General features: G+C 73.0%; 9 protein-coding genes and 1 pseudogene. 7 read left to right on the forward strand and 3 right to left on the reverse strand.

The features are described from left to right. Positions 1 to 15 precede the first annotated feature (15 nt). The gene (locus A6A06_RS07610) at positions 16 to 621 is read left to right on the forward strand and encodes a YdbC family protein (protein WP_073760559.1); all 606 of its coding nucleotides are present in this window, start codon (positions 16 to 18) and stop codon (positions 619 to 621) included. Between the two features lie 40 nt (positions 622 to 661). Here A6A06_RS07610 and A6A06_RS07615 read toward each other — a convergent pair whose 3' ends face one another. Continuing rightward, positions 662 to 1,372: a TetR/AcrR family transcriptional regulator gene (locus A6A06_RS07615; protein ID WP_073760371.1), complete on the reverse strand. Its 711-nt coding sequence runs from the start codon at positions 1,370 to 1,372 to the stop codon at positions 662 to 664. 112 nt (positions 1,373 to 1,484) lie between these two features. Here A6A06_RS07615 and abc-f point away from each other — a divergent pair, with 112 nt between their 5' ends. The 5 genes from abc-f to A6A06_RS07640 all read left to right on the forward strand — a co-directional run bounded on the left by abc-f (position 1,485) and on the right by A6A06_RS07640 (position 6,714). Then, on the forward strand, positions 1,485 to 3,104 hold the full coding sequence (gene abc-f / locus A6A06_RS07620; RefSeq protein ID WP_073760373.1) for a ribosomal protection-like ABC-F family protein: 1,620 nt from the start codon (positions 1,485 to 1,487) through the stop codon (positions 3,102 to 3,104). Positions 3,105 to 3,211: 107 nt separating this feature from the next. Further along, positions 3,212 to 3,871: a histidine phosphatase family protein gene (locus A6A06_RS07625; RefSeq protein WP_073760375.1), complete on the forward strand. Its 660-nt coding sequence runs from the start codon at positions 3,212 to 3,214 to the stop codon at positions 3,869 to 3,871. 11 nt (positions 3,872 to 3,882) lie between these two features. Continuing rightward, positions 3,883 to 4,788 carry an ADP-ribosylglycohydrolase family protein gene (locus A6A06_RS07630; RefSeq protein WP_073760377.1) on the forward strand — a complete coding sequence of 302 codons (906 nt, stop codon included), beginning with the start codon at positions 3,883 to 3,885 and terminating at the stop codon, positions 4,786 to 4,788. A gap of 501 nt (positions 4,789 to 5,289) precedes the next feature. Beyond that, a complete protein-coding gene (locus A6A06_RS07635) occupies positions 5,290 to 5,991 on the forward strand; it encodes a ribonuclease HII (protein ID WP_073760378.1) in 702 nt (233 codons plus the stop codon). 66 nt (positions 5,992 to 6,057) lie between these two features. Then, entirely contained in the window at positions 6,058 to 6,714 is a 657-nt protein-coding gene (locus A6A06_RS07640; protein WP_073760380.1) for a hypothetical protein, read from the forward strand. 499 nt (positions 6,715 to 7,213) lie between these two features. Here A6A06_RS07640 and A6A06_RS41495 read toward each other — a convergent pair. Both A6A06_RS41495 and A6A06_RS07650 read right to left on the reverse strand, forming a co-directional pair. After that, positions 7,214 to 7,736, reverse strand: a pseudogene (locus tag A6A06_RS41495) (hypothetical protein); the annotation flags it as partial. Between the two features lie 228 nt (positions 7,737 to 7,964). After that, the gene (locus A6A06_RS07650; protein ID WP_073760384.1) at positions 7,965 to 10,130 is read right to left on the reverse strand and encodes a RecQ family ATP-dependent DNA helicase; all 2,166 of its coding nucleotides are present in this window, start codon (positions 10,128 to 10,130) and stop codon (positions 7,965 to 7,967) included. A 126-nt stretch (positions 10,131 to 10,256) separates the two neighbouring features. Between A6A06_RS07650 and A6A06_RS07655 the strand changes: the two genes are divergently transcribed. Continuing rightward, positions 10,257 to 12,101: a DUF4192 domain-containing protein gene (locus tag A6A06_RS07655; RefSeq protein ID WP_079193863.1), complete on the forward strand. Its 1,845-nt coding sequence runs from the start codon at positions 10,257 to 10,259 to the stop codon at positions 12,099 to 12,101. Positions 12,102 to 12,299: the final 198 nt, after the last annotated feature.

Raw genomic sequence — 12,299 nt, forward strand, 5'->3', positions numbered from 1 at the left:
CCGTACGATGGCGCGGTGCTGGTCAAGTGGATTAGATGCACGGTCGTGGACCGCCGGGGGTTCGAGAGAGGGCAGCGGAAATGGGCGGGGCTGCTCGGCGAACCGGGCTTCCGGGGGCAGGGCGGCGGATGGAGCCGGACGCGGCCGTCGGTCGCGCACCTGGTCGCCTTCTGGGAGAGCCGGGCGTTCTACGACTCCTTCATGGCGCGCTCGCACGACCGGCTGGCAGCGGCCCAGGTGGGTACGTTCAAGGACTCCCGGGTGCGTCTGTTCGAGTATGAATTCGACGTGAAGGTGGGCTTCCGGCCCGTATTCGCGGACGCCGACGTGCTGCGGATAGCCCATTGTCAGGTACGTGCCGACCGGGTCGAGCACTTCATGCTGATGCAGGAGAAGGTGTGGAATCCGGCCATGGCCGGCTCCCCGGGGATGCTGCGCGGGCTGATGGGGCGCGCTCCGGGGGAGGAGTTCCTGATCCTGTCGATGTGGGAGTCGGCGGCCGAGCGGGGGAAGTACCGGCCGGAGCGGGTGGAGCGGCTCGGCCTCCGCGCGCAGACGGAGGCCGATGTGCGGGCCGTGACGGGCGATGTGGCCGATCTTGAACCGTCGTGGACGGTGTGACGGGGGTCTGCCCCGGTGGTGCGGACACCCCGGTCCACGGCTATGTGGCCGTGCCGGTTTCCGCTTCCCCGTGCGCGGCCACACCGGTACTTGACGAGGCGGTGACCTCGGCATTCGACGGGGTGAACGCTCCGGCGCGCGCGGCTGCCAGGGTCGCTGCGACGGCCTGGTCCGCTGTGTGTCCGTCGATGGGTTCACGGGTGATGAAGAGCCGGAAGAAGAGCGGTGCGCACGCGGCGCGCGAGAGCGCTCCGGCGTCGATGCCGTCCTCCCGGGCTGCCGGGAGTTCGCCGCGTTCGACCGCGCGCTGCACCATGGGCGCGCAGCGCTTGAAGCGCTCGCCGTAGTAGGCGCTCAGCGCGTCGGCTGCCCGGCGTGACTGGAAGGCGGCCGCGATGAGCGCGGAGCCGGAAGCTGCCGTGGCCGGGTCGGCGAACGACTCCACCACCTCGCTGGTGAGCGCGCGCAGATCGCCCTCCAGGGACCCCGTGTCGGGTGGCGTCCAGCTGTCTTCGCCGGCCAGGTCGAGGGTGTCGGCCAGCAGCCCTTCGAGGTTGCCCCAGCGGCGGTAGAGCGTCGTCTTGTGCACGCCCGAATGCTCGGCGATGTACTCCACGGTCAGGCCGGGATAGCCGTGTTCGACCAGGCCGGCCAGCACGGCGTCGCGGACGGCGACCCGGGTGCGGGCGGTGCGCCCGCCCGGGCGGCGGGTGCCGGGGCTCGGGGTCGGGGAATCCGGATCCACAGACAACTGCTACTCCTGTTGCATTAGCGCGGTGGCGTGTGTCATCATCGTCGTAACGCAACAAGGGTAGCGTTTGAATGCGTGGTGCGGTGCCGCACCGGCGAGTCAGGGGGACCGCATGACCACTCAGATCTCATTGCACGACGTGTCGAAGTCCTACGGCGACCGGCTTCTGCTGGACGGCATCTCCTTGTCCGTGCGCCCCGGCGACCGGGTCGGCATCGTCGGGGAGAACGGCGCTGGCAAGTCGACTCTGCTCCGCATCGTGGCGGGCCGGGAGCAGCCGGACGAGGGGCGCGCCGTGCTGACCGCCGATGGCGGCGTCGGGTATCTCGGCCAGGTCCCCGACCTGCCGGGCGACTGCACGGTCGAGCAGGCGGTGGACGCGGCCCTGGCCGAGTTGCGTGATATGGAACACCGACTGCGCGCGCTGGAGGCGCGCCTCGGCGCCGGGAGACCGGAGGACATGGAGGAGTACGGCCGGCTGCTCGGCGTCTTCGAGCTGCGCGGCGGGTACGAGGCCGATGCCCGGGTGGACAAGGCGCTGTACGGCATCGGGCTGGGAGATATCGAGCGGGACCGGCGGTTCGGCAGCCTCTCCGGCGGGGAGCAGGCCCGGCTGGGAATCGCCTGCCTGATCGCCGCGTCGCCCGAGGTAATGCTGCTCGACGAGCCGACCAACCACCTGGACGCGGAGGCGCTGGACTGGCTGGAAGGTGCGCTGACGGCCCACCGTGGCACGGTCGTCGCGGTTTCGCACGACCGCCTCTTCCTGCAGCGCGTGGCCGGCGTGATCGTCGAGGTTGACGCAGGCCGCAGGACCGTGGCCCGGTACGGCGGCGGATACGGCACCTATATCGCCGCCAAGGCCGCGGCCCGCCGTCGCTGGGAGCAGGAGTACGAGCAGTGGTGTGCCGAGACCGCGCGGCTGGCGGAGTTCGCGGCCGGCGCCGCCCACGACGTCGCCCAGGGGCGGGCGATCAAGGACAACAACAAGATGGCGTACGACCGCGCCGGCGGCCGGGTCCAGGCGTCGGTGGCCGGCCGGGTGCGCAACGCCCAGGAAAGACTCCGCCGACTGCACGCGGCCCCGGTGCCCCGGCCTCCTGAGCCGCTCCGCTTCCACTCCGGACCGGCCACCGGGGACGCCGAGGGCGTGCTCGTCGAATTGGACGGCGTGCGGGTGGGCGACCGGCTGGCTGTGGACGCGCTGGCCGTCGCCGCAGGGGAGCGGCTGCTGATCCACGGAGCCAACGGGGCGGGGAAGAGCACGCTCCTCCGGGTACTGGCGGGCGTGCAGCAGCCCGACGCGGGCACCGTCGCGCGGCGGGGCCGCATCGGCTACCTGGCCCAGGAGATACCGGTGACCCGGCCGCAGGAGCGACTGCTGTCGGCCTTCGGCCGCGGCCTCTCCGGAGACCCGGAGGAGCTCGCCGAACTTCTGCTGTCGTTCGGATTGTTCCGGGAGAGCGACTTCCAGGTGCCGGTGGGGGCCCTCTCGGCGGGGCAGCGGCGCCGGCTGGCCCTGGCCCGCCTGCTGGCCCGTCCCGCCGACCTCCTGCTTCTGGACGAACCGACCAACCATCTGGCGCTCGACCTCGTGGAAGAACTGGACGCGGCGCTCGCCGCCTGGCCGGGCGCCCTGGTCGTCGTCTCGCACGACCGGCTGCTCAGCCGCCGTTTCGACGGCCGGCGGTGCGAGATACGGGCCGGGCGGCCGATGTGCGACATCCGGTGACCGAAGAGGAGGACGAGGCGGGCGGACGGGGGTGGTGTGGGTGTGCCGATGGGGCGGGGTACCCGGGCATTGAGGCATGTACAGAGCAACCGTTTTAGGGTGGCGGCATGGCACGGCCCCGACGCATCGTCCTCATTCGCCACGGAGAATCGGAGGGGAACACCGACGACACGGTCTACGAACGGGAGCCCGACCACGCGCTGAGCCTCACGAAGGACGGGCTGCGGCAGGCCGAGGGGGCCGGCGGCTCACTGCGTGCGATGTTCGGCGACGAGGGGATCTCCGCGTACGTGTCGCCGTACCGCCGCACGCACCAGACCTTCCAGGCGCTCGGCCTGGACATGGACCGGGTCCGGGTCCGCGAGGAGCCGCGGCTTCGCGAGCAGGACTGGGGGAACTGGCAGGACCGGGAGGACGTACGGCTGCAGAAGGTCTACCGCGACGCCTACGGCCACTTCTTCTACCGCTTCGCACAGGGCGAGTCCGGCGCCGATGTGTACGACCGCGTCGGCGCTTTCCTGGAGAGCCTGTGGCGCAGCTTCGAGAGCCCGGACCACCCGCCCAACGTCCTGATCGTCACGCACGGCCTGACCATGCGGCTCTTCTGCATGCGGTGGTTCCACTGGACCGTGGCGGAGTTCGAGTCCCTGTCCAATCCGGGGAACGCGGAGTGGCGCTCGCTGCTCCTGGGCCAGGACGGCCGGTACACGCTGGACCGGCCGTTCGAGCGCTGGTGTGAACCGGAGTCGTACGGCATCACCGGTTAGAGTGCACACCGATGAGCGCCGACCACCGTGACGCAGACCGCTTCGAGCGGGCCCTCAGGAGCCTGCGCGGACTTTCCCTGGGCGATGCCCTCGGCTCCCAGTTCTTCGTTCCCGCCAACTACCCCGCCCTCAAGCGCCGTGAGCTGCCCTCGTCGCCGTGGCAGTGGACCGACGACACGGAGATGGCCTGTTCGGTCGTCGCCGTGCTCGCGGAGCACGGTCGCATCGACCAGGACGTACTCGCCCGCTCCTTCGCCGACCGCCACGACTTCGACCGCGGCTACGGCCCGGCCGTCAACCGCATGCTCCGGCTGATCCGGGAGGGCGGCGACTGGCGCGAGCTGGCCTCCGCGCTCTTCAACGGGCAGGGCTCCTGGGGCAACGGCGCGGCCATGCGCATCGCTCCGCTCGGCGCCTGGTACGCGGACGACCCCGAGCAGGCGACGCACCAGGCCGAGATCTCGGCCTACACCACCCATCAGCACCGGGAAGCGGTGGTCGGGGCGATGGCGGTGGCCGCCGCGGCCGCGCTGGCCGCTGCCCCGGACCGTACGACCGGTCCCGAGGCGCTGCTGGACGACGTGCTGGAGCTGATCCCGCGCAGCGCCGTGCAGGCCGGTCTGCGGCGTGCCCGGGACATGCTCGACTACGGCGACGCCGGCACGGTCGCCGCGGTGCTGGGCTGTGGGCGACGGACCAGTGCCCACGACACGGTCCCGTTCACGCTGTGGGCCGCCGCACGCCACCTCGGCGACTTCAAGCAGGCCTTCTGGGCCACGGCTCAGGCGGGCGGGGACGTGGACACGACCTGCGCCGTCGTCGGGGGGATCGTCGCGGCCGGCGGCGCCACACCGCCCCAGGACTGGCTGGACCGCACGGAACCGCTTCCGGGCTGGGTGCCGGGGCTCTCGGGCTGAAGGGCGGCCGGGGTGAGCGGCGGTCGAGGCGAGCGGCGGTCGAGGCGAGCGGCGGTCGGGGTGGCGCTCGAAGTCGGTGGTCAGAGGCGGCTGTCAGGGGCGGCGCTCAGGGACGCTGGTCGGGGGCCAAGAGCTGTCTCCGAGCGCGTAGTTGATCTACGTCCGGGGCAGGGCTTCCGGCTACCGGTCCGGCTGTTGGTCCGGCTGTCGGTCGGGGCTGTCGGTCCGTGGATTGCCAGAGTCGCCCGCCCAAGATCGTTATGGGCCCGGCTGTTCCCGCGGTCCGTCCCGCACACCCCCTGGCGGCGTCCGAAGCGCCCCGAGGCCGGAGCTTCTCCGCCGGGCTGCGCGGTCCCGGCGGCGCGGGATCGTAAACCTGCTGATCAGCCACCCCGCCACCGTTGTCAGGGGCGCGGGCGGTGACCGGCGCAGGGGGCCGCCGCGGTCAAGTGGCACCCGGTGCGCACGGCCGCCGCGATTAGGCGTACGCTTGCTGGCGCCATGCCGTACGAGCCCCCAACCCACACCGTCGAGCGATCGATTCGCGCCACCACAGGCGCCAAGATCATCGCTGGGGTGGACGAAGTCGGACGCGGCGCCTGGGCCGGCCCGGTCAGCGTCTGCGCAGCCGTCACCGGACTGCGCCGCCCGCCGGACGGACTCACCGATTCCAAGCTGCTGACACCCAAGCGACGCACCGAACTCGCGAAAGTGCTCGACGGCTGGGTCACGGCGCACGCCCTGGGGCACGCCTCTCCGGAGGAGATCGACGAACTGGGCATGACCGCGGCGCTGCGGCTCGCGGCCGTGCGGGCCCTGGAGGCGCTGCCGGTCCGGCCGGACGCGGTCATCCTCGACGGCAAGCACGACTATCTCGGCGGCCCCTGGAAGGTCCGTACGGTCATCAAGGGCGACCAGTCCTGCATCGCGGTGGCCGCGGCCTCCGTGCTCGCCAAGGTCCGCCGCGACGCCATGATGGGTGAACTGGTGGGCGTGCACGCCGACTTCGCCTTCGCGGAGAACGCCGGCTACCCGTCTCCCGTGCACCGTGCGGCCCTGGAGGAATACGGGCCCACGGCGTACCACCGGGTGTCGTGGTCCTACATGGACGCCCTGCCCCGCTGGCGTCACCTGAAGAAGGTGCGCAGCACCCCCGAAGCAGCCGCTCTGGAGGCCGGTGGCCAACTCGGCTTCGACTTCTGAGCGGTGCGGGCATCAATTCGGTACCCGATGACGTGTCCCGCACCTACGTTTGATAGACATCCATTTATGCCTCTCATCCCCGAGGAGCCTCAGATTCACGAGAGTGTCCCGGGTCCCCGCGCAACTCCGGCCGCCGGCCGCACCGCGTCGACCCCCCGTCCCGTTCCTGGTCCCGGTCCCCGCCCCGCGCCTCCGCGCGGTGCCCCCGCGGCCAGCGTCCGCCCCGGCAAGCCCGGACCCGCCACGCCGTCCCGCGGGCCGGCCGGCGTCCCTCCGGCGCAGCGCCCGGGCCCCCAGCAGCCCACTGCGACCGCCGGTGCCGCTGGCGCCGCTTCCGGAGCGCAGATCCAGCTGATCCCGGCCCCGCAGTCCGGCGCGCTCGACGCCGCCGAGGAGGCCGTCGACCTGCTTCTGGACTCCGGACGCGCGCCGAACGACATCCTGGTGCTCACCACCGGTGAGATGCACCCGTGGGCCGCGCACGAACTGTCCTTCGGCGAAGCGGCCTACTGGGCGCAGCAGGATGCCGCGGACGACGTGTTCTACGCGGATGCCACCGCCGAGCGTGCGACCGGACGGCCCGTCGTGGTCGTCGCGGTCAACGGTGGCGCCGAGGAGACCGTCGCCCGGGCCCTGCCCGCCGCGTCGACCCGGGCCGGTGCGCTCCTGGTCGTCTGCGGCGACCCGCAGCGGATCAACGCCCTCCTGGGCGTGAACGCCTGACGGGTGCCGGCAGGGAGAAGCCCGGCGGCCATGGGCCGTCCGGGCGTCTCGCGCCGGGTGCGCGCGGTCCGTCAGCGGGCCGCGGCGCGCCGTCGTGCCTCCAGCGCACCGGCCGTGCCGCGCCGCGGCGTGTGCCGTTCGTCGTGGTGCGGCGGCTCCGAAGGGGGCCGCGGTTCCCTGGCGTACGGCTGTGATGCGGGCGGACGCGTGCGTTCCGCGGAGCGGGACTGCTGGGACTGCTGGGACTGCTCCACCGGAGCGAACCGTTCCGGTGAGCCGGGCGGCGGTGGTAGCGGTGATTCGGGCCGTCGTGCTCCGTCGTCGTGCCCGCGCGCTTCCAGCGGTGCGGCGCCATCGGCCTGCGCCGACTCTCCCGGTGGGGTGTGTCCTGCCCCCTCTTGCCGCTCGGCCGGACCGGCCTGTTCCGGTACGTGCCGGTGCGGCGGTTGCTCCGTACCGCGGGAGTGAGCGATACCGCGAGAGCGATCGATTCGTGTGACGGAGCGCGGGCGTCGGCCGCCGCGGCCCTCGCCCAGCACCTGCCAGCCACTGCGGGTCAGCGTGATGTACGCGCCACAGCGGAGTCCGTGCAACGTGCACGCGTCGCGCAGCCCCCACATCCAGGCGCCGTCCGCCTCCGTCCAACGCGGGTCTCCCTCGCGGCAGTAGAGCAGGACCGCCGTACGGACCGGGACCCGCAGCCGCAGATCGTGCGGGACCACCCGGCGCAGCTGGGTCAGGAGCGCGTTGCGGAACTCCCAGCCGTCCGGAGCCGAAGCACGCTGGACGAACGACGCGCTGGCGACGACGCGCTCCTCGGCCCCGAGCACCGCCACGACGGCCGTCGACAAGCCCGGTAGATGGCGGTCGTGCAGGCCGGTGACGACCTCACGCGGGTTGCGCAGCAGGGGAATGCCGGCCGACGCCCACTCGGAGGGCTCCAGCATGCGGCTCAGCCGGGCGGCGGAATCGGCGGACGTGGGCAGGGAAACATCCGGGGGCTGGGCGAAGCCGAAGGTCACGGTCCTCCCTTCGTCTACGCGTCCGCACTCAGGACGGCGGGCCGCCGCGCGGGCGCGGCACCGCCGTACCGAGCCGCGGACGGCGGGTACGGGGAAGCGGGTCCAATTCTTACGTTCGTACAGACATGCGGCAATGAACTCGTCGCGCGCAGGGCCGGAATCGGGCGCCGCGTCTGCCGTATTCATGCCCGCCGCACGGGTCCCTGACGCCCGACCACCCCCTTCACCTCACCCTTGTACGGCAAGGACCAGCGGAAACACTCCGGCGGCGCCCGCCTTGCGCACCAGACGAGCGGCCACGGCCAAGGTCCAGCCGGTGTCCGCGTAGTCGTCCACCAACAGCACCGGCCCACCCGCCGACACCAGGGCCTGAGCCAACTCCGGCGGCACACTCAACGACCCGTGCAGCGCCCGCAGTCGCTGCGCGCTGTTGCTGCGCGGAAGCCGGGCCTCCGGGTCCTGCTCCCCGTACGTCACCGTCCCCAGGAACGGCATCCGTCCGACGGCGGCGATGCGCTCTCCGAGGGAGCGCACCAGCTGCGGACGGGTACGGGAGTCGAGCGTCACCACCCCCGCCGGACGCGCCGGGGCGTCCGGCGCACCCGAGGCCCAGCCTCCGGGACCCTTCGCCCAGTCGGCGAGCACCGTCACGACCGCGGAGGCGACATCGTCCGGAATCGGCCCGTCCGAGGCCTGCGCGGCGAGCATCGGGCGCAGCCGGTTGCCCCACCCGATGTCCGAGAGCCGGCCCAGCGCCCGCCCGGTGGCCGCCTGCTCACCCGCCGGAATGCGCCCCTTGAGATCGACACCGATGGCGGGCAGCCCCGTCGGCCACATCCGCCGCGGCTCCACCTCCACACCCGGCCGTCCCAGCTCACCGCGCGCCGCGTCCAGCGAGGCGGCGGACACCTCGGTGGTGAAGCGAGCTCCCGCGCAGTTGTCGCAGCGACCGCACGGAGCCGCTGCCTCGTCGTCCAACTGCCGCCGCAGGAACTCCATCCGGCAGCCCGTGGTCATGGCGTAGTCACGCATGGCCTGCTGCTCGGCCTCGCGCTGCCGCGCCACCCAGGCGTAACGCTCGGCGTCGTACGTCCACGGGCGGCCGGTCGCGGTCCAGCCGCCCTTGACCCGGTGGACCGCGCCGTCCACGTCGAGCACCTTCAGCATGGTCTCCAGCCGCGAGCGGCGCAGCTCCACCAGCGGCTCCAGCGCCGGCAGCGACAGCGGCCGGTCCGCGCCCGCCAGAACGTCCAGCGTCCGGCGCACCTGATCCTCCGGCGGGAACGCCAGCGAGGCGAAGTACTTCCAGATCGCCTCGTCCTCGCGGCCGGGCAGCAGCAGCACCTCGGCGTGCTCGACGCCGCGGCCGGCACGTCCGACCTGCTGGTAGTAGGCGATGGGGGAGGACGGCGAACCGAGGTGCACCACGAAACCGAGGTCGGGCTTGTCGAAGCCCATGCCCAGCGCGGAGGTGGCGACCAGGGCCTTGACGCGGTTGCCGAGCAGATCGTCCTCGGCCTGCTGGCGGTCCGCGTTCTCGGTCTTTCCCGTGTACGAGGCGACCGTGTGGCCGCGCTGCCGCAGGAAAGCGGTGACCTCCTCGGCCGCGGCGACCGTGAGTGTGTAGATGATGCCCGAGCCCGGCAGCTCGTGCAGATGGTCGGCGAGCCAGGCCAGCCGGTGTGCGGCGTCCGGCAGGGGGAGCACGCCCAGGCTCAGGCTCTCCCGGTCCAGCGGACCACGCAGGACGAGGGCCTCCGCGGCCCCTTCGCCCGTCCCCAGCTGCTCCGCCACATCGGCCGTGACCCGCGCGTTGGCCGTCGCCGTGGTGGCGAGGACGGGAACGCCGGGCGGGAGGTCGGCCAGCATCGTGCGCAGCCGACGGTAGTCGGGACGGAAGTCGTGGCCCCAGTCGGAGATGCAGTGCGCCTCGTCGACCACGAGCAGGCCGGTGGCCGCGGCCAGCTTGGGGAGCACCTGGTCGCGGAAGTCGGGGTTGTTGAGGCGCTCCGGCGATACGAGCAGGACGTCGACCTCGCCCGCCGCCACCTCGGCCTGGATCGTGTCCCAGTCCTCGGTGTTGGAGGAATTGATCGTGCGCGCGCGGATGCCGGCCCGGGCCGCCGCGTCGACCTGGTTGCGCATCAGCGCGAGCAGCGGCGAGACGATCACGGTCGGGCCGCTGCCGCGCTCGCGCAGCAGCGCGGTCGCGACGAAGTAGACCGCCGACTTGCCCCAGCCCGTGCGCTGCACCACCAGCGCGCGGCGGTGCTCGGCGACCAGCGCCTCGATCGCCCGCCACTGGTCCTCGCGCAGCCGGGCGGTGCCGCCGGGGTCGCCGACGAGGCGGGAGAGGACGGCATCGGCCGAGGCGCGCAGGTCTTCGTTGCTCATGGCTCCATGCAACCCGATGCCACTGACAACGCGCGAACCGCAGCCCGATGCTGTGGATAACTTCCGTCACCCGTGAGTTATCCACAGGGGTCGCGGCGGGGCGGCGGTCCGCGGGATCTTCGAGCCATGAACCAGCACAGCGAACCGTCCAGCCAGTCCGACCAGTCCCACCAGCCCGGCCAGTCAGACCGGAATGGGGTCGATCAGCCCGTCCAGCCCGACCAGGCAGTCGAGCCCGACCAGCCCAGTCAGACCAGCCAGCCCACTCAGCCCCGCCAGTCTGGCCGGACCGGGCCCGGCCAGCCCGTCTCTCCCGACCTGCCGGCCCGCCCCGACCGGCCCGAGCGCACCAACCGCACCAACCGTATTGACCGCACCAACCGCATCGACCGCCTCGACCGCCTCGACCGGCCCTTCAGGCTCGACCGGCCTCGGCCTTCCGCGCCGATGCGCCCGCCCACCCCGTCCCGGCCGACCGCGCCGCCCTTCCCGGTCGCGGCCGCCACCGCGGACGCGGCGGCGGAGACCACCGAGGACGGCGAGCGGACCGAAGCGGCTAGGGTCACCCTGCGCGGGCCGGCCGAGCTGGCCGACGCGCTGCCCTATCTCCTCGGCTTCTTCCCGGACGACAGCATCGTCCTCGTCGGCCTGCACGGCGAGCGGGGACGCTTCGGAAGCCGGGCCCGCCTCGGCATCCCGACCGACCGCGCCCAGTGGGCCTATGTGTCCGAGCAGCTCGCGGGCTCGCTCGTGTCGATCGGCGAACAGCGTCGCTCCCGCCCCGAAGGGATCATCGTCTACCTCTGTCAGGAACCGGCTGAGGGGGAGAGCGGCTGGGACGTGAAGGAGCGCCTCCGCCCGCTCGCACAGAGTCTGCGCATCGCCTGCGGGGCACAGGACGTCCCGGTGCTCGACGCGCTGTGCATCTCCGACGGCCGCTTCTGGTCCTACTGCTGTCCCGATCACCGTTGCTGTCCCGCCGTCGGCACGCCCCTGACCCCGCCGGGTACGTCGGTGATGGCCGCCGCCGCTGCCTACGCGGGCATCCAGGTGCGCGGATCGCTGCGCGAGCTGGAAGCCCGGCTGGCCGCGTGGACCGGCCCTCGCGCGGCGGGGCAGACCCGCGCCCTGGACGCCGAGGCCCATGCGCTCGTCCCGCGCATGATGGAGGAAGGAACGGCGGCCCCCACACGGGCGGAGACCCTGGCGCGGGCGAGCGACCTGGTCCGCCGGTTCCGTACGGACCCGCCCACGGGCAGCCGCCGGGCCAGGGACGCCTGCGACGACGCGCTCCTGACCGACGCCGAGGCCGCCCGTCTCATCATCGGGCTCCAGGACCGCGTCGCACGGGACCGGGCGGCGGAGTGGATGGAAGGGCCGGAGGCCGAGCCCTCACTGCGCCTGTGGCAGGCGCTGTCCCGCCGCTGCGTCGACGGCTACGCCGAGTACGCAGTGGCGCCCCTGTCCCTGGCGGGCTGGGTCGCTTGGGCGACGGGTGACCAGCCGTCCGCCCGCGTCGCGCTCGGCAGGGCTCTGACCCTCGACCCCGAGTGCCTCTTCGCCCAACTGCTGCACAGCGGCATCAACGGAGGGCTGGACCCGGAGTCGCTGCGCCGCTGCCTGAGGGAGGAGCGTGACGAACGGGCCGCCGGGGCCGGTGGCACGCCGGAAGAGAGCGTCGTACTGGCGTCCGGAAGTGACTCCGTACCGGTGCTTGTGGACGGCCCCGTGCCCACGCCGGGCTCCTCCCCGGGAGCAGCCCGGCCGGGCGATGCAGGCCGTACCGACGAGGCGCGGCGGCCCGCCGCATCGGACGGTCCCGACAGGGCGGGGCGCCCCGCGGGCAGCGGACGTTGTGGCGGCTCCGACCGCCCGGGAGGGCCGCGTGGGAGTAGGCGCCCCGGCTCGCGCGCGAGCACCGGCCGGGCCGGACGGCGCGCCGGCCGAGACGGTGACCGGAGCCGGCCGTGAGCCCGCCGGTGCGGTGGCGCCGGCGTGACCTGGGCGCCGGCCCCGGCGTTCAGCTCTGTGGCGCAGTCCGTATGGAGCCCAGACCCCAGCAGGGAGCGCAGAGAGTGACAGGCATGGTCCCCACCACTCAGCCGGCCCGCCGGGCATCCGGAGATCATCGTTCCGGGGTGCCCCGGCCACCGGAACCGCAGCCTGTCC

This window comes from Streptomyces sp. CB02923 (assembly GCF_001905005.1).
Classification (GTDB): domain Bacteria; phylum Actinomycetota; class Actinomycetes; order Streptomycetales; family Streptomycetaceae; genus Streptomyces.

Coding starts and splice junctions, on each gene's coding strand:
- A6A06_RS07640 (WP_073760380.1), top strand. CDS start 6,058: ATGCCTCTCATCCCCGAGGAGCCTCAGATTCACGAGAGTGTCCCGGGT.
- A6A06_RS07650 (WP_073760384.1), bottom strand. CDS start 10,130: ATGAGCAACGAAGACCTGCGCGCCTCGGCCGATGCCGTCCTCTCCCGC.
- abc-f (WP_073760373.1), top strand. CDS start 1,485: ATGACCACTCAGATCTCATTGCACGACGTGTCGAAGTCCTACGGCGAC.
- A6A06_RS07630 (WP_073760377.1), top strand. CDS start 3,883: ATGAGCGCCGACCACCGTGACGCAGACCGCTTCGAGCGGGCCCTCAGG.
- A6A06_RS07655 (WP_079193863.1), top strand. CDS start 10,257: ATGAACCAGCACAGCGAACCGTCCAGCCAGTCCGACCAGTCCCACCAG.
- A6A06_RS07625 (WP_073760375.1), top strand. CDS start 3,212: ATGGCACGGCCCCGACGCATCGTCCTCATTCGCCACGGAGAATCGGAG.
- A6A06_RS07635 (WP_073760378.1), top strand. CDS start 5,290: ATGCCGTACGAGCCCCCAACCCACACCGTCGAGCGATCGATTCGCGCC.